This is a genomic window from Bacillus sp. CH140a_4T (assembly GCF_008923725.1).
In the GTDB taxonomy this organism is placed as follows: Bacteria; Bacillota; Bacilli; order Bacillales; family Bacillaceae_G; genus Bacillus_A.
The window spans coordinates 115,800-141,788 of record NZ_WBPF01000005.1; the positions used below are offsets into that span (position 1 = coordinate 115,800).

At 33.6% G+C, this 25,989-nt stretch carries 11 protein-coding genes and 1 pseudogene; 2 read left to right on the forward strand and 10 right to left on the reverse strand.

The window, feature by feature from the left end:
• Positions 1-12 precede the first annotated feature (12 nt).
• The 3 genes from F8162_RS01575 to F8162_RS01585 all read right to left on the reverse strand — a co-directional run bounded on the left by F8162_RS01575 (position 13) and on the right by F8162_RS01585 (position 3,215).
• On the reverse strand, positions 13-690 hold the full coding sequence (locus F8162_RS01575; RefSeq protein ID WP_097844834.1) for an ABC transporter ATP-binding protein: 678 nt from the start codon (positions 688-690) through the stop codon (positions 13-15).
• Between the two features lie 11 nt (positions 691-701).
• Positions 702-2,132: an ABC transporter permease gene (locus F8162_RS01580; protein ID WP_151582898.1), complete on the reverse strand. Its 1,431-nt coding sequence runs from the start codon at positions 2,130-2,132 to the stop codon at positions 702-704.
• Between the two features lie 483 nt (positions 2,133-2,615).
• Entirely contained in the window at positions 2,616-3,215 is a 600-nt protein-coding gene (locus tag F8162_RS01585) for an undecaprenyl-diphosphatase (RefSeq protein ID WP_151582900.1), read from the reverse strand.
• 754 nt (positions 3,216-3,969) lie between these two features.
• Between F8162_RS01585 and F8162_RS01600 the strand changes: the two genes are divergently transcribed.
• Entirely contained in the window at positions 3,970-4,926 is a 957-nt protein-coding gene (locus tag F8162_RS01600; protein ID WP_048560888.1) for an alpha/beta hydrolase, read from the forward strand.
• A 116-nt stretch (positions 4,927-5,042) separates the two neighbouring features.
• Here the strand turns inward: F8162_RS01600 and F8162_RS01605 are convergent, their stop codons facing one another.
• From F8162_RS01605 to F8162_RS01640, 7 genes and pseudogenes are all read right to left on the reverse strand, one after another.
• Positions 5,043-6,497, reverse strand: coding sequence for a pyridoxal phosphate-dependent decarboxylase family protein (locus F8162_RS01605; protein WP_151582902.1), 1,455 nt, complete (start codon positions 6,495-6,497; stop codon positions 5,043-5,045).
• Positions 6,498-6,552: 55 nt separating this feature from the next.
• Positions 6,553-13,557: a non-ribosomal peptide synthetase gene (locus F8162_RS01610; RefSeq protein ID WP_151582904.1), complete on the reverse strand. Its 7,005-nt coding sequence runs from the start codon at positions 13,555-13,557 to the stop codon at positions 6,553-6,555.
• Positions 13,558-13,589: 32 nt separating this feature from the next.
• Complete coding sequence (locus tag F8162_RS01615) at positions 13,590-14,567, reverse strand: SagB/ThcOx family dehydrogenase (protein WP_151582906.1); 978 nt, start codon at positions 14,565-14,567, stop codon at positions 13,590-13,592.
• A gap of 873 nt (positions 14,568-15,440) precedes the next feature.
• Positions 15,441-17,999: a type I pullulanase gene (gene pulA / locus F8162_RS01625; RefSeq protein ID WP_151582908.1), complete on the reverse strand. Its 2,559-nt coding sequence runs from the start codon at positions 17,997-17,999 to the stop codon at positions 15,441-15,443.
• A 488-nt stretch (positions 18,000-18,487) separates the two neighbouring features.
• A pseudogene (locus tag F8162_RS01630) lies at positions 18,488-20,191 on the reverse strand (M4 family metallopeptidase).
• A gap of 891 nt (positions 20,192-21,082) precedes the next feature.
• A complete protein-coding gene (locus F8162_RS01635; protein ID WP_151582910.1) occupies positions 21,083-23,029 on the reverse strand; it encodes a bifunctional metallophosphatase/5'-nucleotidase in 1,947 nt (648 codons plus the stop codon).
• Positions 23,030-23,616: 587 nt separating this feature from the next.
• Positions 23,617-24,132: a DinB family protein gene (locus F8162_RS01640; protein WP_151582912.1), complete on the reverse strand. Its 516-nt coding sequence runs from the start codon at positions 24,130-24,132 to the stop codon at positions 23,617-23,619.
• Between the two features lie 535 nt (positions 24,133-24,667).
• Between F8162_RS01640 and secY the strand changes: the two genes are divergently transcribed.
• Positions 24,668-25,972, forward strand: coding sequence for a preprotein translocase subunit SecY (gene secY / locus F8162_RS01645; protein WP_151582914.1), 1,305 nt, complete (start codon positions 24,668-24,670; stop codon positions 25,970-25,972).
• Positions 25,973-25,989: the final 17 nt, after the last annotated feature.

Sequence of the window (25,989 nt, forward strand, 5' to 3'; positions counted from 1 at the left end):
AAGATATTTGTATTAGATTTGGTTTACGACCAACTTCTTCTTACTTAAATACACTGCACGATCGGATTTTTTAGCAACTTCCTGTGAATGCGTTACAACAATAATACATTTATTCTCTTTATGTGCAAGTTCTTGAAACAGTTCTATAATATCCATTGCCGTTTCTTCGTCGAGGTTTCCTGTCGGTTCATCTGCAATAAGTAAATCAACATTACAAGATAACGCTCGAGCGATGGCTACACGTTGTTGTTGCCCACCACTTAGTTGCAAGACGTTTCGTTTCGCTTCTACTTCTGTGAGTCCTACTTTCTCTAATAATTCTAATGCCCTTACCGTCTTATTTTTCACTTTAACACCTGTAATTTCCATCGCTGTTAGGACATTTTGAAGAGCCGTCATATAAGTAATTAAATTATAAGATTGGAAAATTACAGATACATTTTGATTACGGTATCTATCCAAACCAATTTTTCGAATATCTTTGCCATTATACAGTACATAACCATTTTTAGGGACATCCAGTCCACAACCTAAGCTTAGAGTTGTAGTTTTACCAGATCCAGATGGTCCTAAAATCGTGTAGAAATGCCCTTTTTGAAAAGAAAAGTTGACATTGTCTAGTATTGCTACATTTTTCCCATTACTTTCATAATAATAATCCAAATTTTTAAATTGTAAAATCGTTTCCATATTAAGCCTCCTTATTCATCTTTTAAAAGAATTTGTTTTGGATTTAAACGTAGAATTGATAATGCCGGAAGAAGCGTTGCTATTATAGCAATAGCTAGTCCCAGCCCCCCCATTTTCCCTACATCTTCTCCTGTTACACTTACATCAATTTTATCAATTGGATCCTCTTTTTGATTTTGTAGCGTACCACCAGGTCCAGACATCATTACAGTACTATTTCGCGTGGTGTCCGTTTCTTCGCTTGCTGTAGCAATTTCACTCGAAAGTAAATTATCCCCGATATATTGAGAAACTTTAGCTCCTGTTGTTATGGATAATCCAAATGCTAAAATAGCGACACATAATACTTCTACTACGAACTGCGCCATCAGTTTCCATTTTTTCTCTCCAATTGATAACAGAATCCCCATTTCCTTACGACGTCCTTTAATTGATAGCATAATGATTAACCCTAATATAATCGCACCTGCAATTGATACAATATAAATAATCATTTGAGAAGTAGAAGAAATATTTTCGATAGGACCAATCATTTGTTTGTACAATGAATCATGTGCATCTAATTTATAATAATTAAAATCAATATCAGATTTTGTTGCTTCTTTTTTAAATACATCAATGTATTGTGGATCATTCAAGAAATACACGACTTGAACACTACTTATCCCTTGATCTACTTCTAATTTTTTCATAGTTGAATGCGGCATATATAGTTTATTAGCTGGATCCATTATAGGAGGGGCCTGTTGACCCATTGCTTGCTCATTTGTTTCGTAAATACCGATAATTTCAATCTCGAGGGTTTCCTTCTTATCCCCTGATTGTACTTTTACTTTGTCTCCTACTTTCAAATTGTTTAATTCTGCTAATCGTTTTTCCATTAAAGCTACATTCTGATCTTTCATCTGTTCTGTAATTGGTTTCCCATCAATGATTTTACTTTTTCCGTTTTTAAAGCTTTCTTGTAATGCAGTCTTACGAACTCCCTCAATCATAAAAGAAGCATTCATATCTATTTCTGTACCGGAACTTGAACCGCCTCGCACAGCCGCCATTCCCACTTTACCTTTACCTTCCTCTTCTCCTTCTGAAGCTCCTACTAGTTTAAGTCCATCAGAAATACCGAAAGTGTTAGCTATGTAATTATAGTCTTTTACATACTTGGACTTCGCTAATTGATCTGTTTCTTTTGTATCGAGCTGCGGCGGATTTGGTATTTCTCCAGCTTCCTTAGCTTTTTGACCTAATTTGTCGAAATCAAGACCTAAAGTAACATCTGCACCAAGTTTTTTTCTTGCAGCATCCGCTGCTTTTTTTGACGCATTTTGGATTGTGAAACCTGAAAGAACCAAATTTGTAACAATCAGAAAAACTGCCATCAAAATTAATGATGTTCCTACCCTATTTTTCATACTGAGAATTGCTCGTTTCATAAAATTCATTTTTTCTTACCTCCTTGATAACTTGTATTCTATATAGGTTATCTAGAGTTAATATGGAGATAATCGGTAGTTTAACTAGAGATATAAGGAGTTTATGTGTAGTTATTCATTGCCCTAGTCAAGAAAAACTGAAAAACCAAAAAACAACCCAAAATGTAATCAGTTTTGAATATTGGTAATAAATGTGATTTTTTATGTTTTTCAAAGAAATCACGTCATTTTAAAAGGTGCACCTTTTAAAAAAAATATAAGTAAGTTAACGTTCTCTTATATGGAGTACCACATCCCCCTCAACCTATAACTCCAAAACAAAAAATAAGCTGTTTTGAATGGTTGGATAGGGTTGAAGAAACTTATATTTAACTACGGGGTCCCGATACATCACTATCAATCTAATATTTTGCAATATCGATAAAACGAAAAAGACGTTATCCTTTCCTATAATTCCACAGAAAAGATAACGTCTTTTTTATACTTGTATAATCAAAATTCCTTTGAATTGTTTTTGGATGGTAAAACATGTTTCTCTACTCTTTCATATAGAGTAAGCAATTTATTGATAATAGAAAATTTCGGTACGAACCAATACGAAAATAACGCTGAAACACATCCTATTAAAGCCCCTATTGCAACGTCAAAAGGATAATGAACCCCTACCCAAATACGAGAGATCGCTACACAAAATGCAAGTATAAGCCATAACAATCCAGTTTTTTTACGAACAAGCCAAAACGAAAAACAAATTGAAAAAAAGAGAATCGTATGGTCACTAGGAAATGAATTATCTACAGTATGGTCTACAAGTTTATTTACATCAGGCAATACTGCAAACGGTTGATAATTCAGATGAAATTTCCCTGCTATTTTTCCAATCACCTCAGCAATTACAAAAGCAACCATCGCTTGTATAACCATCATCCTAGTTCTTCTGGACCCAGTAAACCAATAAGCTAACATAATTAAAGCAAAAATATATACCATATATTCTGCCAAAAACACCATGGTTGAGTTTAGGAATGAATATTGTTTACCTAATTCATTAATTGCTCGAAAAATATCAATATTGAATTGAGAAAAAGACATGTTCAAAGACCTCCTTTTTTGTAAGGTGTTTTATTGATTGCCACATACCTTCATTACATGAATAATTTTGGTTATTGTACTCATCTAAAAATATCAACCTCTTATGACATCGCTTTCTTCTTTTTCACTATAATAAAAAAAGAAAAAGGAAAACATCGAACTTTCTTACAAACATTCGGGCATTCTTACAGTTTTGTCATTTTTCATGTTTACTGAAGAATCTAAAGCGGCGTTTAATCCTGATGCTTATTATACTGGTAAGAGCCCTTATACAGCGGTGTATGGTGGTTTACAGGAACATGCACAGATAGCGGTGTTCAAAAAGGATATAAACAAATCACTAATTTAGGGTATGTTGAGCTATTGCTTGCTCATTCGTTTCGTAAATACCGATAATTTCAACTTCAAGGGTTTCCTTCTTATCCCCTGATTGCACTTTAACTTTGTCTCCTACTTTCAAATTGTTTAATTCCGCTAATCTTTTTCCCATTAAAATAAAAAAGATCATCACTTGGTTTAGTTAGAAAACTAAGTGTACATAAGTACAACGACATGAAAACACTTTGTTCCTAAATCCACTACTTGTATTATTGGTTGCATGAAACTCCTTCTTGAGAAAGGTTTTAATTTCTGAATATTCTGTTGACTGTAATGACATATTCAATTTACAATTTAATTGTGGTGTTCTTTCACAATTAAACTACTTAGAATACACTTCATTTATTTGAAAACAATTACAAATAGAGGTGCTAAAATGAAAAATAGAGTAAATCCAGAATTATTACAAGGGTTAGAGATGTTTCCGGATCTCGATTTACGCCCGGAAAACTTGCAATCAATCAGAGAAGGAATAGCCCAAATGAGACCACCTACCGTTGTTGATGACTCCCTTTCGTTAACAGATAAAGTCATTGTTGGACCAGATGCTAATCCGTTACCATTAAGAATTTACCGTCCAAAATCAAATCATGAATCTTTACCTGTCTTATTATGGATACATGGTGGTGGTTATATCTTAGGTTCTATAGATGATAACGATGATACTTGTATGAGGTTTGCAAAAGAAGCTGGCTGTGTGGTCGTATCTGTAGACTATCGCTTAGCTCCTGAACATCCTTATCCAGCACCAATCGAGGATTGTTATGCAGCTTTAAAATGGATTGCTGATAATGCAGAGTCATTAAACATTGATTCGAATCGAATTGGGGTTGCAGGAGTAAGCGCTGGAGGTGGGCTAACAGCAGCATTATCATTATTAGCCCGAGATCGAAAATATCCTTCGATTTGTTTACAAATGCCACTCTATCCAATGATTGATGAGCGAAATAATACACCTTCGGCCAATGAAATTAAAGAGGGGTTTGTTTGGAATCAAAAGGCAAATGAAGCTGGCTGGAAAATGTATTTAGGAGAAATGTATGGAACGGATCAAATCCCTGCCTATGCAGCGCCTTCTCGAGCTGAAGATTATAGCGACTTGCCATATACCTACACATTTGTTGGTCAATTAGATCCATTCCGCAGTGAAACATTAACCTATGTAAGCAAACTAGCGCAAGCTGGTGTTGATGTCGAATTTCATTTATATCCAAATGCCTATCACTGGTTTGAAGGATTAAATCCAAATGCCGATGTATCTATTTACGCTGTGAACGAAATGGTACAAGCAGTAAAGACTGGTTTCAAAAGAGTATCTAAGGTTAAGGCTTAATATCTTTACAAGAGAAACACTCATAAATAGTATACATTTGTGAGTGTTATTATCTATTAGCAATAGCCGATTCTAAATAAGAATCGGCTATTGCTATGTAAAATCCACCTAATATATCAAGGCTGAGAAACAGATATAAGATGTTTAGACGAAGTGTTTATTTCCTCTGCTACTGCTTGTATGTTCATCATGATTTGAAGCATTTCTTCTATTGTTGTCCTTGGATTGATAGAGCAAAGTCGAATTACTACTTTTTCTTTCAATCTAGTCGTACTTAGCATAGCAAATCCTTTTTGATTAATTTCTTCCACCAGTTTTTTGTTTATTTCATGAATTGTATCTGTAGATGTTAGCTTACAAGGAATGTAACGAAAAGTAACAATTCCTAATTGGGCAGGTGTTACTACCTCCCAATCTTTTTCTTTCCTTAAAAACTCTTCAACTTGTTCAGCCAACATAATGCCATGATCTATTGCCTCACGAAAAGCTGTGACTCCAAATGTTTTAAAAGCAAGCCATACCTTTAATGCTCTAAATCTACGAGAAAGTTCAATTCCACGCTCCCCAAAATTCACTGTTTCTTCTATATTAGTTTCCGTATCCTTAATATACTCCGGGATCATACGGAACGTTTTACTTAAATATTGGCTATTTTGAATGAGTACACAACCAACATCATAAGGCTGAAAAAGCCATTTATGCGGGTCTAACGTCAAAGAATCAGCACGATGAATTCCGCTTAACAACTCCCTTCCTTTTTCACTAAGAATTGCTGCAGCCCCATAAGCACCATCCACGTGTAGCCATACATCTTCATCACCACATAGATCAGCCAATTCATCGAGGGAGTCCACCGCTCCGCAATTTGTTGTCCCTGCATTAGCAATAACACAGAATGGGGTTTTTCCTTTTAATCGATCTTCTTTTATTTGTTTTTTTAAAGTACTAACTGAAATTCTTAAATCTTCATCTGTTTCAATTCGGCAAATTTGATGATGTTTAAACCCTAATACTTTAAGTGCTCGATCTACAGAAAAATGAGTTTGGTTAGAGAAATACACAACCGCATTTTCTATGTCATTGTTCAGCTTGACCTGTCTCGCTACAGTAAGTGCAGTCAAATTAGCCATAGAACCGCCACTGACAAATAGTCCTTCAGCTGAATCAGGGAATCCTAGCATTGATTTTAACCAGTTGATTGTCGTTAATTCAATTTGTTCAGCACCTGCACCTACTATCCAAGCTGTAGGAAATACATTAAACCCACTTGCTAAAAAATCTGCTACTACACCAACATAATTATTAGGACCTGGCACAAAAGCCATAAAATGAGGATGATCCACATGAGTAATTTGATTAAACACATTGTTATTAAGAAAATGAAGTAACTCATTTGGATTAGATCCTTTTTCCGGAATCGTTTCAATTAGCTTGTCTCTAAAAATATTACTATCAATTGTTTCCGAAACTGGTTTACTTTTTAAATGATTCATATGATCAACAATCAAGTCAACCGCTTGATATCCTAACTGACGCATCTCTTCGGCTGATAACTGCAAGTTTTTTGTCATATAGTTTACTCCTATTCTATTTAAAAAGGCGAGTTCTTGCTCGCCTTTTCATTTTTTATAATTTGTAATCACCGATTGCTTGTATTGGATTTTGAAGAATCATGTTGATTAACTGATGCATGTGATTCAATATTTCTTGTATTTTCGCTTCTTCATATACGGTTTGATCATATCCAAACTTTATTGTAAGTTTCTCTTCAGGAAAGCACATAATTCCATACTTTACATGCGGCTCATCAACAACTTCGTAATCTGTGATAGCAAAATTTCTGTTTTCATTTGAAGAGAAGATAGCTTGGTTTGTTGGATAGTTTTCAAAAACCCAAAGATGGTCAGTCAACTGATTTTTTAATTCACTTTGCTTTTGTATATCAACAAATGAATAGTATGCATACTCATTACATTTCAATGTCTCTAGTTGTACTTTTTGCAGGAAATCTACAAAAGTTTGCGTTTCTGTCCATGCTAGTCTGATAGGTAAAACATTTGTGAACAGACCGAACATATTTTCAATTCCTTCAACTTCAGGAGGTCTGATTGATACGAGATTAGGTAATACTACTTCTCTCGTTCCATTGTATTTGCCAAGCAATATTCCCCATACAGCTAGTAATGCCGTATTCATAGTTATATTGTTTTTAGTTACAAATTTCTGTAACTGACTAGTTAAATCCTTATCTAATGTTAAATCCATAAAAGTGAAGTTTAACCCTTCACTTTTAGTTGGCACTTTCTTTTTAGGAATACTAGTCTTTCGATTGTATCCTGATAAATAATCCCGCCAAAAATGACGTGCTTTCTTATGATCTTGTGCTAAAGTCCAATTTATGAATGTTTCAAAAGGTTTTACCCTAGGTAACTCCGCCGTAGTTCCGGCATTTTTTGTTTCATAGAGCTGGAATAATTCGTCTATTAAAATGCTGACGCTCCAACCATCACATAATAGATGATGCGAACTCCAAACCACTTTATGCTCGTTATTACCTAGTTGGAATATACAGAGACGGTTCATGAGTTCATCATTTTTGAATCCTTGACTTAAATTTTCACTCATCCACTGGTCTAGGAATTCTTGCTGTTCTTGTTTCGTCATCTCAATCAAGTTATTTATCTCTGAAATCATTTGAACATCATGTAGAACAGCTTGCCAAGGTTGTGCTTGTTCATCTTGCACAATTATCGTCCTTAAAGAATCATGACGATTAACTAATTGTTGGAAACACTGAATAAAGAGATCAATATCCAGTTCCCCCTCAAGTGACCAAATTATTTGTTCAAAATATGCATTTGTATCAGGTTCAGTCGCGGCATGTTCATAAATAACCTCCTGGAAAGGTGCTAATGGGTAAATACGTTCTATTTTTATATCCGGCATTTTTTCTTGTATTTTGGTAAGTGTATGTTGATTAAGTTGTTTATCTTTAACATTTAGTAATGTAGCTTTATTATCGTTCATGTTGTTTACATCATTTGTTTGTAAACTTGAAAGATGGTCTAGCTTTTTAACAAATTGAACCATGTCTCCTAATATAGGAAATGAAAATAAATTTTTGGGCTCTAGCTCAAATCCTTGTCTATACAGTCTAACAGATACTTGAATTGCTTTTATCGAATCTCCACCTAAGGCAAAGAAATGATCATTTACCCCAACTCGATCTACTTTGAGTACTTCTTGCCAAACACTAGTTAATATTTTTTCCATTTCAGTTTTTGGAGCAATAAATATTTCATTTTTTTGTTTCTCTGGAGTAGGGAGCGCTTTTCTATCTAATTTCCCGTTTGGAGTCAAGGGTAATTGTCCCAAATAAACAAAATAAGAAGGAATCATGTAATCTGGCAAGTGATCTCGCAAATGCTTTCGTAGTTCTGTTGTACTAATATTTTGCTCAGTTACCACATACGCAACTAAAAATTTTATTCCATTCTCATCTGTTTGATCAATTACGACAGCATGTTCGACTTGTTTGTAAGTTAGAAGACAATGGGCAATTTCTTCTAACTCTACTCGATATCCTTGAATTTTCACTTGATAATCTTGGCGGCCTAAAAATTCAATATATCCCTCAGGATACATTTTCCCACAATCTCCTGTCTTGTATAAAAGACCAAAATCAGGGTGTGATACAAATGCGTCATTCGTTTTCTGTTCATCATTTAAATATCCTTTAGCAAGGCCCACTCCCCCGATATATAAATCCCCCATTACACCAACAGGGCACATTTTCTTTTCATAGTTCAACACATAATACGTTTGATTTGCCAAAGGCATCCCATATGGAATACTATTCCAATGTGATTCCACCTGTTTGACCGGATAATAAATTGACCAAATCGATGCTTCTGTTGCTCCTCCTAGTGAAACTACTTCTGCAATCGGAAAATGTCGTTTTATTTTTTCTGGTAAAGAAAGTGGAATCCAATCTCCACTATGTAAAACTAAACGCAAAGAAGAATGTTCAAAATGAGAACCTACTTGATCCAATGCCAAATCCATGATTGCAGGCACTGTATTCCAAATTGTAATTCCTCTACGCTCGACGGTACGGATTAATTCTTGCATGTCTCTTGGATCACGAATCATTACCAACATTGCACCTGTGCTTAACGTTCCGAAAATATCGTATACAGATAGGTCAAAACACATGGAAGAGATACCAATAATACGATCATCTTCATTTACCTGATATTTTTGATTAATGTCTTGAATGGTATTTGCAACCGCTTGATGAGTAATAATTACTCCTTTTGGTTTCCCTGTACTTCCTGAAGTGTATATAATATAGGCAAGATCTTCTGGACCAGCAATAGCGGGCATATCTTCTGTTGAATATAATGACAAATGTTTTTCTTCATAAAGACTAGGTTCTAATAAAAGTTTGCATGAGCTATTTTTTAAAATATATGTTTGGCGATCTAAAGGATGATCGGGATCAATCGGAACATAAGCGGCACCTGCTTTTAAAATACCTATCATATTAGCAATTGTGTCAACTCGTCTTTTTGCTAAAAGACCCACTTTGTCACCTAGACCAATGCCTTGCTCTTTTAAGAAATGCGCAATTTGATTGGAGCGTTTATGAAGTTCCGAGTATGTTAACCATTCTTGCTCAAATACCACTGCTACTTCATCCGGTGTACGTTTTACTTGGTCTGTAAATAATTGATACAGAGTAGTTAAAGGTATTTTTTCTGTTGTTTCATTGTATTGCTCAATTAAAGTTTGATCCGATTCTTTCATCTGCAAAGATGTTACGTCGCTTTGTTTCACCAATTGTTCCAATAAGTCAACAAATTGGGAAAACATTGCTTCTATTACATCAACATCAAACAACTCTTCAACATAGTTCCAGCTAATTAATAACTCTCCATTTTTTTCAATTACTACATTATCCAAATACACTTGTGGAGTCCGAGCATGAATATGGCGAAGAGAACCAAGCTGTTCCCAAGCAAACGTACCCGCACCTGCTAGCATCGAGGTGAAAACAATTGGCATAACTGCTTTTGGCGTCATTTGGTGGTATCGAGTAAAATCTCGAATAAAGTTAACTCCATCGTAATGACGGTGTTCAAGGCCATCTAATAAAGTAGATTGCGTTTTTTTTACTCTAGTAAAGAAAGATTGCTCTGGTTTTACATCAACATCCAACAAAATAAGCGATGTGAAATCTCCCACAATCTGTTCTACTTCTTCATGAACAGGATAACGGTTAAATACAGTCAAATTAATTGCCAATTTACGTTGATTACTCCAATATGCCAACACATCACCATATATTGTACAAAGCAGAGCGGAAGGAGTTACTTCTTTCTCTTGTGCTAACTTTCGTAGCTTTGTCCACTTTTCATTGTCCAGGATCTTAGTAAGTGATTGGAATTTAGGAGTAGCAATCTCTGCCGGATCCTTTTTTAACAGCAAAGAAGGTGCAAATGGAAAGTCAGGAAGCTTACTTGTCCAATAATCTTTTGCTTTTTTATATTCTTCGCTTTGTTCCATTTCATCATAGATAAACATGTAATCTTGAAAATCAAAAGATAGAGATTCTAATTTTTGATTTGGTTTATAAAAATAATGCAACAAATCCCGTCCAACTATGTTCATGCTTGCTCCGTCCATTAATAAAGCATCGTATCGAAAACATAATAAATACGTTTCTTCTTTTAAAAGAAAGGCTTTTAATTCAAACAAAGGCCATTGCCCCAAAGGGAATACATGGTTAGTCATTCGAGAACGTTCTTCTTGTAAGCGAGCATTTTGATTCCTATCATCTAAACCTATGAGACTAACTATTTCAATCTCGTAATCAGGAACGCTTTGTAATATTTGCTGTTCTCCCTCTGGTAACATTACAGCTCGCAACATTGGATGACGATGAATTACCTTTTGAAAACTTTTTGAAAGACGATTAATATCCAATTTTGTTTCATATTCAAAATATGTTTGAGGTGAAATACCACTTAATTCAAACTGCGAATTCCTCCCTAACATGTACGCTGTCTGAACCTCTGTTAATGGAAATGACTTAGACAAATCTTTAACATGAGTTGGTCTATTTTCAAAGTTTTTCTCTTTATGCTCTACCTTTACACAAGAACTAAGTTGAGCAATCGTAGGATGCTTAAAAAAATCTGTTGTACTTATTTTTAAGCAGTCTTTTCTTAATAAATTAATTACCTGAAGTGCTTTAATCGATTCTCCTTTTAAAGCAAAAAAATTATCATGAATACCGATTCCCTCAATCTCCATAACTTTTTCCCATGCATGCACCAATTTTTGTTCAATTTCATTGCGCGGGGCAACATATGGAATTGATACATAATCCGTTTGTGTTATATCTAATAACCTTTTCCTATCTACTTTCCCATTTGGATTCAGCGGAATCTCTTCCACCTGAATCATTTTTTCAGGAATCATAAACTCAGGTAATTTATCACTTAAATATTTTCTGATTTCATCAAAAGAGACCTTATTATCGGATACATAGTACGCAGCTAATAATTTCCTATTTCCATATACTTGATCAACAACGATAGCTTGGTTTATTTCTGGATGTTCCCTTAACTGACTTTCGATTTCTCTTAATTCAATCCGAAATCCCCGAATTTTTACTTGATGATCCATTCGACCTAGATATTCAAGTTCTCCATTAGGCAACCAACGAACGAGATCACCCGTATGATACATCATTTCTCCTGCCGTAAAAGGACTCGGTACAAACTTTTCATCTGTCAGTTTAGATTTCCCAAGATACCCTCGTGCTACCGCCACGCCACCAATACAGAGTTCACCCGGAACACCAAATGGTTTTAATTGACCATACTTATTCAATATATAGGAATGATAGTTTGTGTTGGGACTTCCAATCGTAATTTCTGTGGCAGAGCTCAAATTCTTTACTGTTGCACAAATGGTTGTTTCCGTAGGACCATAAATATTTAAAATCGTTGCTTCACTGATACCTCGAATTTTTTCAACCAAATCAATGGAAAATGCTTCTCCTGCTAACAAAATAGATTTTAAATCTTTCAGAAAATTTGCCCCTTCTGGATCACTTAAAATCACTTCCATTCGCGATGGCGTTGATTCCCATAAATCCACCTTATGTACTTTGACCAAATGAGCCAATTCTTTTGTTGCAAACTGGTCCTCTGTAGCAATGACTACTTTCGAGCCTTGTGTTAAAGGAAGACATATTTCTAACAAGGAAATATCAAAAGAAACACTAGCAAGAAACAAGAATGATTGATTATCTTTTACTTTTTCTCTCATTGCACTTAAAAAATGAACAAGAGATTTCTGTTCCACCATTACTCCTTTTGGATTTCCTGTTGATCCTGATGTGTAAATGACATAAGCCAAATCATTAGGATCGCAATCCCGAATTAAATTACTTTCTTCACCTTGGAAGAGATGTTCCTCATCAAGATACAGCACTTCACCAGCAAATTGCGGTAACTCTACTTGCGTTCGCTTGCTCAATAAACATTTTGCTTGACTATCTTGTAACATATATTCAATTCGTTCATTTGGATAGTTAGGATCGATTGGTAAATATGCTGCACCTGCTTTAAAAATTCCCATCATGCCAATGATCATTTCTAATGATCGGTCTACCATAACCCCAATAATACTTTCCTTGGATACACCTTTACTTTGAAGAATAGAAGCCAATTGATTTGCTTTCTGATTCAATTCTTTATATGTTAAATATTGATCATTACAAACAACAGCGATTTGATCTGGGGTTTTTAACACTTGTTCTTCAAACAAATCTTGAAATGTTAGAGACAAGTCTATGCGTGTCTGACTGTTATTCCATCCTTCTAACAACGCTTTTTCTTCTTCTGCAATAATACAAATATCTTTCACTGCCAAATTCGGATTTTTTAATACTTGCTTTAAAATATAAAGATACGAATTTGCAAACTGTTGCAAAGAAGAAAACGAATGAGATTTGAAAGAAATTTGAAATTCATTATGTATTTCATTCCATTTTCTTTGTATCCAAACCGCTAAATTATTCTCTGCATATTCTTCTATCGAATTTTTATTATGTAACCCTTCCATCCCAATAACAATTTGAAAAGGAGTTAAAGGATGTTCCACTAATAATTCAGAGAGTGGATACCCCTGATTGTCATACCCGAATAAAGTCGCTTCTTCAATCTGATTCACTACTTGTTTAAAGCTATGATGCGGATGGATTTCACTTCCTAAAGGAATCCATTTATTAAGATTCTCGCTTTGTTCAAGATTTTTTTCGATTACAGGAATACCAATAGTAATTCTTCCTTGATCTGTATAGTGTGCCAAACAAATCCTTAACGCGGCCTGTAACCAGCTAAATAATAATAAATCTTGAGACTTACTTTCTTTTTGTATACTTTTACTCAACTCTACATTCATTATGATTTGAACGTGCTCACAAGGATTTTCTTTATTTAGTTGGTAATCACTATTAAATAAAGAAAAATCAAGAACCTCGGAAGATAATTGCTCCTTCCAAAACGCTTCTACCCCTTGATTTCCATGAATAGAACTTCGATCTTTAATGTGCATGTTTATCTTTATCCCCCTAATATTCATTTCTTCTATTCGTAAATTTTCAGGCCAACTTCAAGCCCATGGAGAAATACTTGATGGTTATCCAAACATAAAAATTGCTGAATCTCTTCAAATTTCATATGACCAACTGAACAAACCCCTAAATTTAATGTCTCAGCAACCATATTTAAGGTAGCAGTGATAATGCCTGACTCAATACAAGCAAATAAATATCCATCTGAACCGTATTTCGGGATGGAAGCGTTCGCATTATAAACCAAATAAACTGAGAAGGCAGATTGAGTAAATAAATCCTGGTTAATTAACTCATGATCACTTTTGATTACTTGATCAATGTTGTTTACAATCACAAGACTATTTTTTGATGGGTTATAATAATAAAATCCAGCTTTCATACCCTCTATACGTTTTGGTTTTACATAAACAAAGATATCAATGGGATAGAGCCCGCCTGCACTTGCGTAATGGTAGTATATTTTTTCTTCCCTAACCTGTTTTAGAGTTGATAAGAATTGGGAAAATTCCGAAAAACTAATGTGGTTTTCCATATCAAATTGACGACAAGACCTACGTTCCTTGATTAAAGTAGGTAGCTCATCTGTTGTTTCAAGTTGAATTTCGGTTGACCGTGCAGCAACGTGCGTGCGATTTAATTGTTCACTCATATACTTATCTAACTCTTCTTTAGAAAAGCGAATCTGGTTGCTATATGGATTTGAAAAAATCTTTTCTTGTGTAGAAAATACTTCTCTTGGGTGTAATATGTTACTTACTAACACACGATTTTTTATCATAAGCTCTATTGTTTTTTGTGTCTCTTCTATATTTCCTAACGAAAAGCGCTCTACTAGTTCACTAATTTTTACACCTTTTTGAGCCATAAAATAAAACTCAGGAAACCACTCAGACAGAATGCCTGTAAATCTCATTTCCCCTATCAAAACTTCATTATGCAACTTCTCCCAATGTTTAATCGGAGACCAGTAATAAATTTTCTCGCTCATATAATCCTCCATAAACGTTTAACTTATTTTTGAAATGCAATTTTCTAATCTACAAATTTTTTTTTTAGATTCTGCTCCTTGTCTCATAGTGATTATAAATACATGCACTTTAACGAAACTTGAAAATAATGAAATAACTTTTTCTTCATTAAAATTTTTTATTTCATCATAAAAAATGATTTTTCTTTGGATATTTCACATCCTTTCCCATAGTAATCCTATAAGGTATAAACTATTTATAACATTGAGAATATTCATGTATTTCCAATGTGAAATTATTGTAATGGATTGGAGAGCGGTTGAATATAGTTATTAAATCAAATAATGTTGAGAAAGTTTTATTTATTATATTGATAAAATTTTATGATGTAATTTATTACAAATAGATTAAGAAAAGAGTTTTAAATTTTTCTTAATCAGTTAGTGTGAAAATATCACATACTATTACATACAATTGAGTTACTTACATTTCATATTCAAAATAGAGAAAAGACACCTTGAATGGTGTCTTTTCTCTATTTTAATTCCATATACTTTTTACGCCTTTGTTATTTTTAAACGATTTGTAGGAATTAATACAACTCGAACATCTAATTCGTTATATGTTCGAATATATAATAAACATTATCTGAATTACGAATGTATTTCAGATAATTTTATAAATAAACTCAAAGATATCTTCTCCCCCTACTGTTACAATAGCAATAATCTATTGCTTATTTCTTTCATTAAATTGTAATATAATTACAGTATGTGAAATTATATTACATTAACTTTAAAAACGAAGTGAGAATAGCCTTCACTTCGCTTTTTTTTATTTGCAATCCTTATTAACTTTGCTCAATTCATTATATATTTCCACACTCTTCGCTTTTATTTAATCGGTTTTTCTGATTTTAAAACAATGGAACTTAATGGAGGAACTTTAATTTTATTATCACGGACAACATAAAGTGTTTTACTACCTGCCTGTTTACCGTCTACTAGTACTTTCCACGGACCTTTCGATGGAAGCGTTATGTCAATGGTTTCTCTATTTGCATTGTGAGTCACCATAAAGTATTCGTTTTTATTCCCATTTCCCTTTATTGAATAAGCCACAACATTTTTTGGAGCATCCATAAAAGCTATATGTTTTTTAATTTGTTCTGCAGATGTCATTCGAAAATCTGGGTACTTTTTGCGTAATTCTATTAAGCCCTTCATATAATCTACTTCATTATTAAATGCTGCACGGCGCAACCAGTCCATTTGGTTAATTGAATCGGGAGATTTGTAACTATTATGATCACCATATTTCGTACGCATAAACTCTTGCCCTGCATGTAAGAATGGAATACCTTGTGATGTTAATAAAATCGAAGAAGACAATTTGTGCATTTGTTTTCGCACTTCTTCACTGTCCCCTGGATTAGTCAACTCAAGTTTATCCCATAATGTATGATTATCATGTGCTTCCACATAAGTTAGTACTTGCTCCGGATCTTGATAAGTAGACGAATTTGTATCGTAGTCAATTCCTGCCGTAATACCTTTTTTAATACGGTCTTCCATATTTTCCATTCCATTTACAAACCCATTTTCTTTCTCCTCAAATACACTACCTTTCAATCCATCACGTATATTATCGTTAAAATGGGCAATCCCTTTCATTTTTTCTGCATTCTTTTGATTTGCTTTCAACTCCGCTGCAAGAGGTGTATTTAAATCCCAGCCTTCTCCATGCAAAATGATAGAAGGGTCAATTTGATTAACAGCTTTACGTATTTCATTCATCGTTTCATAATCATGAATACCCATTAAATCAAAACGGAATCCGTCTAAGTTATATTCTTTTGCCCAGTATGTGACTGAATCCACCATAAATTTTCTCATCATTTTTCGTTCTGAAGCTGTATCATTTCCTACTCCAGTTCCATTTGCAAATGTTCCGTCTTCATTGTAACGATAATAATAACCTGGAACTAACTTATGAAAATTAGATTCAGCAGCGTTATACATGTGGTTATATACTACATCCATTACAACACGAAGATTATTATCATGCAGTGTTTGAATCATTTGCTTTAATTCAGTTATTCGAACAGTTGGCTCATATGGATTTGTAGAATAAGACCCCTCTGGAACGTTGAAGTTTTTCGGGTCATATCCCCAGTTATATTGTGGTTCGTTTAAATTCTCTTCATTTACTGATGCATAATCAAATATCGGTAAAAGCTGAACGTGCGTAACACCAAGATCTTTCACATGATCAAGACCTGTTTTCACACCTTCAGGACCTCTTGTTCCTTTTTCTGTTACCCCTAAATATTTTCCATTCTGTTTAATACCGCTTTCGGGCTGAATAGAAAGATCACGTATATGCAATTCATAAATAATAGCATCTTCCGGATTTTTAAATTTCGGCTTTTTATTTACCTTCCACTTTTTGGGATTCGCTTCTTCTAAATCAACAACTGCACCTTTATCTCCATTTACAGAAGCAGCACGCGCATACGGATCAACTGCTTCAGTCCACTTATCCCCAATTCTCACTTTATACGTATAAAAGAGACCTTTTTGGTTCCCTTTAAGTTCTGCTTTCCAAGTTCCTTTTTCACCTTGTTGCATGTTTATTTCAGTACCTATTTTATCATTCCATTTTTTATATGTAACTAACTTCACTTCACTCGCAGTAGGAGCCCATACACGGAACTTAGTATGTTGTGGTGTATATATATTACCTAAATCGTTACCACCATAATAATATAAATGATCAAATTCCTCACTACGAATGACTTTACCGATTTCAGTATTCGTATCAGCAACGTTTTCGATTTTAACTTTGTATGTCTGTTTTAAATCAATTTTCTGCTCCGTAATTATTTTAACCTTATTAGTAATATTTCCACTGTTTATATCATAAGGACTAATATTTTTAATATTAATGCCTTCAATTTCAATATTCCGTTCCTTAATATGAAACGGGATGTTAGTCGTTACAGTAATTTCATTGAAACTATCAATAGTTGCTTTTTGAATGGATAGATTTGAAGAAGGCTTAGAGTTATATACTTTATCATCACCAGAAAGAATCCATACTTCAGCACGACCATCCTTTATATTTTCAATCCAACGATCGCCACCATCTTTTTCCCACTCATTTGTACGAATGATAAATCCTACACGATTATAGTCACCGTCTATATTAATCTTAGCGTACTTTCCAAATTCATCTTCACCTGTAAATTCATATGATTTACCATTTGCATTTTCTCCCCATGTCCAAAGATTCCAGTCTTTTGTATTTCCAGACTCCTCTTTGTAATGAATGATAACTTCAGTTGTTTTCGAATTTGAAACTGCCTTTACACTTTGAAAAGAGAAAACAGATGATAACATAACGATTATAGTCAGTAATACAACGGATTTGTTAATTAATCTTTTTATCATTTGCACCACATACACCCTTTCTTTAAATAGTACGTACAATTTATTATGCTCGTACTAAATTACACTATTTAAATTAATCTAGAAATCTCTTTTACTTCCCCCCCTATATTGGCTATTTTCACATATGTATTTCAATGATCTTTTAATACGAAAACGTTTGCATTAATGTTCAAAAAAATAGATTTGTTTATGTCTTCATATATTTATAAATACTAAAAGATCAAGGAAATCATTTCAAAGCAATCGTTTGTTATCGCTTTCATTTTATAGCACTTCCTATCAAGAGGTCAATATATTATTAATTTTCAGTTTTTATATACTTTAAACCTTATATATGTTAACTTCATAAAGATAGACAACCTAATTATTGCTTAGTAAGTGTATTTTCAATCATACATTGCTGTATAAAAAAACAGCTACTATCTTTAAAATGACAGTAGCTGTTTTTCATAATGTAATAATATATGAATGAAAACTATATTTCTAACTTACTTAATTTTTGCTGCATCAAATGCCTTTTGAACTGCTTGAACTTCAGCAGTATTTGCTCCATATTTATTTGTTGCCACTCGAATACATGCTGATCTCAATTCTTTGAAATTAGAAGTCATGTTTAACTCATCTGTATTTGCATAATAGAAGATATCAAACATTTTATCTTCACCAATCCCTTTAACAGTTACACCGTTATGAGTTCCACCTTTTGCAATGAGATACGCAACTTTATTAATAATACTTGAATTAAAATGAACGCCACCTTGATCCCATCCATTAAAATCATTAAATTCACTGTAATCATCTGGATAAGGTACACCAAGTGAAGATGGAACAGAAGCTGGATTTTCCATATCACGGAAAACAGATCCAGTTTGTTCTCCCATCGTCCAGTTAAAGCTTCCATTATTTACGTATTTCTCAATAGATGTTCCCATAATATCAGATAGCGCCTCATTAATCGCACCAGATTCACCGTAATATTCAAGATTAGATTCGCTAGAAGTAACTGCATGTGTAAATTCATGGCCAGCTACGTCGTATGCCTTGACGATAGGATCTCCGTATACAAGCATACTTCCATTATTCGCACTTAATGCATTCTGCCAATTTTTCGGATCATTCGTATCTCCAGAATCCCAAGCATGTACAACTGAAACTACCTTTTGTCCCTTATTATCAAAGCTATTACGCTTGTATTTATCTTTATAAAAATCAAATACTTTTGTTGCTAAGTAATGAGCACTTACTGCTTTTGGATCGTTAAATGTTGTTGAAGTGCTAGTTGCTAATGTACCAGGATAATAGCTTTCTTCTTTAGTAATATCTCTATAATTCACATCATATGTTTCAATTCCTTGCCCTCTTGTATAATCAGCAAGAGCATATTTGCCATTACTTTGTTGAGAGATTCCAAATGTACGTGATATACCTAAATCATCTTTTCCTGTTCCAGTTAATGATGTAAGATTGCTTTTTTTACTTTTCTTTAATGCTCCAACTAGTTTTTCACTTGCTTTTAAGTTAGATTCTTGTACCATATTTTTTAACATATCACCATTTTGTGCATTTACTAAATAAGTTCCGGAAACATAGTTTGGTGTTGCAGCTTCAAATGTAACCTGGTATGCATTGCTAGCTTGTCCATTATTTTCATCAACAAAAATAACTTCTTTAACTTCTGGCTCAGAAATAAAATTGATATCGTTCCCGTACTGCGTATAAATATATTGTTTTGCTTCATCTTTTGATAGATTAATAGGTTTTTTCAATTCTTCTTGTTTTAAATTTTGTGCACTATCGCCTGAAATACTTTTAATAACACCGTTATTATCTACGTGTGCAGTTAATTGATGGCCATATACTTCTTTTCCTTCGTACGTTTGCTGTATACGTACAAGTGTAGTCCCATCATATGAACCACGTTTTTGAAGAACTTTATAATCTACTCCTGTTTCTCCATTGACTTGCTTTGGAGAAAGAGCTTGTTCTGTTTTCTCCTTAAGAGCATCTTTTACTACATTTTCGGGTGCCTTTTGTGACGGTTGTGTAAGTTCACCTGAACGGAACGATTCTTCCTAAATTTGAACTTGTAGTTGATCTGTTTCCTCTGCATAACCTACTCCGTATGGTGCTACAGCTGTTAAAGCTAAGCCTGTTGTTAATGCTACCTTAGTTAATGTCTTTTTGTTTTTCATTTTTTTCACCTCGTATAATTTTTGAAATAGAAAGCTTGTACAAAGTATACTGTCTATTTCTGTCGGAAAAAAGAGAAAATACAAAATTCATGTAACATTATGCAAAATTACATATATGGTCGATGATATAAATAAAGAACGACACATATATGTATATTAATTTCAATAAAAAAGAGCTCTTTTAGGCGCTCATCCAATTGGTTAGTTGTTAATTATCTATATTCATTCTAATCAAAGTACCCTTACATCTAAATAACAACATAAAAACCCACTCTTTACTATTTTAAGAGTAGGTTTAATGCTATTAAAATAACAATTATTATAGGACATCTTATAATTTATATTACTTATTTAAACTTATATTTTGGACATGAAGTTGATTTAGGATAAAGATGGATCAAATGAATACTAATGACCTTGATAAACAAGAAAAAGAAAGTGCGTGTTTTGTTTTATGATATATATATATAGTATATAAATACTTTAGTGAGGCAGCGCATCTACAATTTAGATTTTTTAATATAATGTTGTTATGTATGTCTATAGCTGCATGGATTGTAACATCATGAGATAGCTGAAGTCTCATATGAGTTTCAGGCTTTTTTATTTTGTCAAAAATATCTTTAATTTATCTCCCATTTAAATATAGTAAAGGACACATCTATTGCATGTTATTAGCTCAAGGTATGTTCTTTTAAAGCATATTATAAATATGCATAGTAATAAATAAGACCAAAATTATTCAAATAAAAAATCCCCCGGATTTGTTTAATGATCCAGGGGATTTTTTATCGTTGATTCTTTATATTTCCATACCGATCACAAACTTTTTTAGGATAATGGTATGTCCAAGTTTAATAGTTTTTTGCATGAAAGCTATCTATTTTATATTTATTTAATTATCCTACTAAGTTTTTTGTAAAATTCACCTTTTCTTTTTACATGATTAAACTGATTTGGATTAATATTAACTTTTTGTGAGAGTGCTACAATCTCTTCTTTTGTAATTGAATCTTTAGTATTTATAGATGCTATATTTGTATATTTTCCATCTTCAGTTTTTGGAATTTCTAAAATTCCTTTATTGACAAGATCCACTACAGCTCTATGCTCTGAAGAATGTGTATTCACGCCAGTAATTTTCCAATTATGCATCACTTTTGGTGTGTATACACCATTCTTTACCTCTTTTAAATATGTAATAGCAAGGTTACGAATGGTTCCACCAGTTTCCCCGAATGCATTCTCTTGTTTAGATGACCAAATTTGTTCAAACTTACGCCCCTCTAAAGCTCCACCTTTTGCCTGAAGAGCCTCCATTCTATACGCATTCATTCCTAGTGTCATAGCATCGTTCGTTTTGATTGGTTTATTTGTACGAATAGAACGTAAATTTGTAATTCTACTTCCATATGGTTTTGTTAAGTCAATTTCATATTTTACGCCTCCAAAGAAATCATTCGTACTGTATTTAGAAGCACGACGGGTTTTATCAAAGCTAACTGTTACATCTCCGGCACGAGATGAGTTAAAGTACCCTGCCGCCCATTCCATATAGTCTTTTAAGTCTTTCCCAGTTACCTTATATACTGTAATTTCTCCCAAAGCATATTGATAATTATACGCAATATCTTTTTTCTTAATAGGACCTACATTCAAACGAGCATTATCGTTATCAATTTGATGGGCGACTACATCTGCTTTGCTGTAGTAGAGCATGACTTCATGAAAGAAATCTGATAAAGGTGTCTCTTGAATCTGCACATTTGGAATACCCTTTATTTCATTTTCAGGAACAAGGTTTCTACCCTTTAATTGAGCGACTACAACATTTGCATCACCTCTCGCATACTCATGAAAAGGTGTCAGTGTGTCTTCAAGTGTAGGATCAGATACTACTGTTGTTCCATCAGTATTTTTTACAGGTATAGCGGTAGCAGTTTTATCTTTTAGAACCAGCTTTCCATCTTGCTTTGTAAAAGTAAGGTCAATACGCGAGATATGTGTTCCATATTTATCTGGTTCTGTAATAATAACGCCATTTACAACTTCTTTTTTAACAAGTTTATGCATATGAGCTGCAAAAATAGCACTTAGTTCCGGACAAGCATTCGCAATATCTTGAACACCAGTACCAGGGATTCCATTCTCATTTTCTAGTCCCATATGCATAACTCCTACCATTACATCTACTTTACCTTCTAATTCTTTAATTGCCTTTTTTGTCTCTTCTACTGGATTTTTCACTACCAATCCATCTAAATGATCTGTCCCTTTTTCGAAATCACTAATCATTGGTGTATTCATACCAATAATCCCGACTTTAATTCCACCTTTTTCAACAATCGTATATGCAGGAAGAAAACGCTCTCCATTTTCCTTGTAAATATTTCCTGCTAACGTCTTTCCCTTATATTGCTCACTAACTTTTTTCAATGTATCTAATCCAAAGTTAAATTCATGATTTCCAAATGCCCAAGCATCATATCCCATTGCATTCATCGCTACCATCATTGGCGATTGCGGTTGATCATTGAATAATTCTACTGAGTTTCCTTGGATTGTATCCCCAGCATCTACTAATATGGTATTTGGATTTTCTTGACGTACCTTCTTTATAACCGTATAAAGCTGTGTCAAACTTCCACTCATATTTGCTCCATCAAGTGCATAATCCCAAGGCATAAATCTACCATGAATATCTGCAGTACCTAACAATGTAATATTAACATCAGATTCCTCAGCTTTTGAGATAGATGGCTTGACTATTACTGCTGTTCCAAGAAGTATAATGATAACAAAATAACATAAATAGGTCTTCCATTTCATTTTTTGCATAATAACAATATTTCTCCCCTTTTTGTACTGCTATAAAGTTGCTTGAACTTTAAAAATGTAACTTATTATTCGGAAAAATTCAACTGCAAAAGATAATTTTGGAGGTGGTTCTACTGTGAAAATATAGAGAATAAAATGCATATCCCCCCTAGCAGAATAATGTTTACTTCTTCCTCTAACGTGTGAAGAGCGCTAAACCAACGGTAGATGTATATGTACTGTTAAAATTATGGACATATAACTCATTTCCGGAAATCATTATAACTTAAAGATATAGTGTGTAATGCTGGTTACATTTTCGGATTTCATTGCTAATTTATTTCCTCCTAAATGAAAATGCTGAGATCACTCCCAAAAATAATAACCCCGTTCTTCATTTAAGACGGGGTTACACTTATACAGCAATTCGGATTCAGTTTTTTTTGAATGTTCGTTTCCTATTCAAGAGAAAGATCTGCTAGTTTCGTATTTTCTTCTGCTTATTGGTTGCTTTCAACTAAATTCATCATAATTTTAATCAGGACTTGTATTTTATCACTCAAACCCTTGATGCTATCCTAAATCGCTCAATAAATAGATAATAATTTTTACTTTTCAACTTCACAAAGTAATTTGACCTCTTTGATTTGTTCTATATGACGCTGTTCATGCAAATAGATTAATTCTATCCACTGATCAAGAAATAATTCTCCAAGAGCTGGATGCATCACTGATTTTTTTACCAATTTAGATTCATCTTCTATTGTACTCAGAAAACGCATCAATTCTTTTCTAGAGTCGTTTAACAAATCAACCATTTGCAGCACTTCAAATGGTTCTATACTTGGTTCAATCATTTCTGGTGCTATAAATTTTATCGATCTATCTAATACAATAGTATGAATTTCATTACGCTCATTTTGGAAACTATCCATCTTTTTTAATCCTGACGAAATAACCGTTATAACTCTCTCATCTAATAAAACTAAGTGATGACAAACTTGTGCTATACTCCATTTATCCTTATCTGATTTTCTATTAAATTGAGCATCACTTAACAAAGTAATTTCCTCAAATAATTGATTTCGCGTTTCATAAAACTTGTCCTTTACAAATGTATTCATGTGAATTCTCCTTTTATTAGAACCTATATACTTAGATTCCTGCGTTAGAAATATTCTCTATAGAAGAAAGATTTTCCTTCACTACTATTTCAATCAAATCTTTTCTTGCTTTAATAGTTTCTCTAATTCACGACTAAATATATGAGTTTTCTCAACATCCTTGAAGATTTTCTTGAGATTATCATGTGCTACAGCTACACCATAATACTTTCCACGGAATCCTTTCAATACAACTACATAAAACGTTCCTAATTATCAATCTAGCATTAAATAAATGTAAAAAATGCCCCTATTCATTCATTTTTCATGCGTATGTATGTACATTTGTTAATTTATTCGATATATTATGTGTATTGAATGATTACGAAAAGCTTATTAGTCGCTAAAAAACACCTTATATTTTTATATCCGAGAAAACTACAAAATGTATAAAATTCCATTTGTCAAATGAATTTAATGCGGAAGGAGGTTTGTGGTTACTTCATCGGGATATAATAATCAGTTTTGAACTGATAAAAATATAGGAGGCGACATAATGTTTCGTACGATTTCAAATTTCATGAGAGTAGCTGAGATAAGAAACAAAATTCTTTTTACACTAGCGATGCTAATTGTTTTTCGAATTGGCACGTTTATTCCAGTTCCTCATACTAACGCAGAGGTATTAAAAGTACAAGATCAAGCTAACGTTTTAGGTATGCTAAACGTATTTGGCGGAGGAGCATTGCAACACTTCTCAATCTTCGCTGTAGGTATTACACCATATATTACAGCTTCCATCATAGTACAATTACTACAAATGGACGTTATACCTAAATTTTCGGAATGGGCAAAGCAAGGAGAAATGGGCCGTAAGAAATCAGCTCAATTTACTCGATACTTTACAATCATTCTCGCATTCATACAAGCCATTGGGATGTCTTATGGCTTTAATAATATAGCAGGTGGACAATTAATAACAGATCAAAGCTGGACTACATACTTATTTATTGCGACAGTTTTAACTGCAGGTACTGCATTTTTACTTTGGTTAGGTGAACAAATTACCGCTAATGGAGTAGGTAATGGTATTTCGATGATTATCTTCGCAGGACTTGTTGCGGCGATTCCAAATGTTGCGAATCAAATTTATTTGCAACAATTTCAAAATGCAGGCGATCAATTATTCATGCACATCATAAAGATGGTCTTAATTGGTCTCGTAATTTTAGCGATAGTTGTTGGCGTTATTTACATTCAACAAGCTGTGCGTAAAATACCGATTCAATATGCAAAAGCTGTTTCAGGAAACAATCAATATCAAGGAGCAAAAAACACCCATTTACCTCTTAAAGTAAATAGTGCTGGTGTAATTCCAGTTATCTTTGCTTCCGCATTTTTAATGACGCCGCGTACAATTGCGCAGCTCTTCCCTGATTCAAGCGTATCGCAATGGTTAGTTGCAAATCTTGATTTCGCACATCCAATTGGAATGACGCTTTATGTCGGTCTGATCGTTGCTTTTACATACTTCTACGCATTTATTCAAGTAAACCCTGAACAAATGGCTGAGAATTTGAAAAAGCAAAATGGCTATGTGCCTGGTATTCGCCCTGGTAAATCCACAGAACAATATGTAACTAAAATTTTATACCGTTTAACATTTATCGGTGCAATTTTCTTAGGGGCAATTTCAATTTTACCGCTCGTATTCACGAAAATTGCTACATTACCACCTTCTGCACAAATCGGTGGTACAAGTTTACTTATCATCGTCGGTGTAGCACTTGAAACAATGAAGACTTTAGAAAGTCAGCTTGTAAAACGCAATTATAAAGGGTTTATCAATAAAGCGAATTAAGTAAAAAACACAGTTGG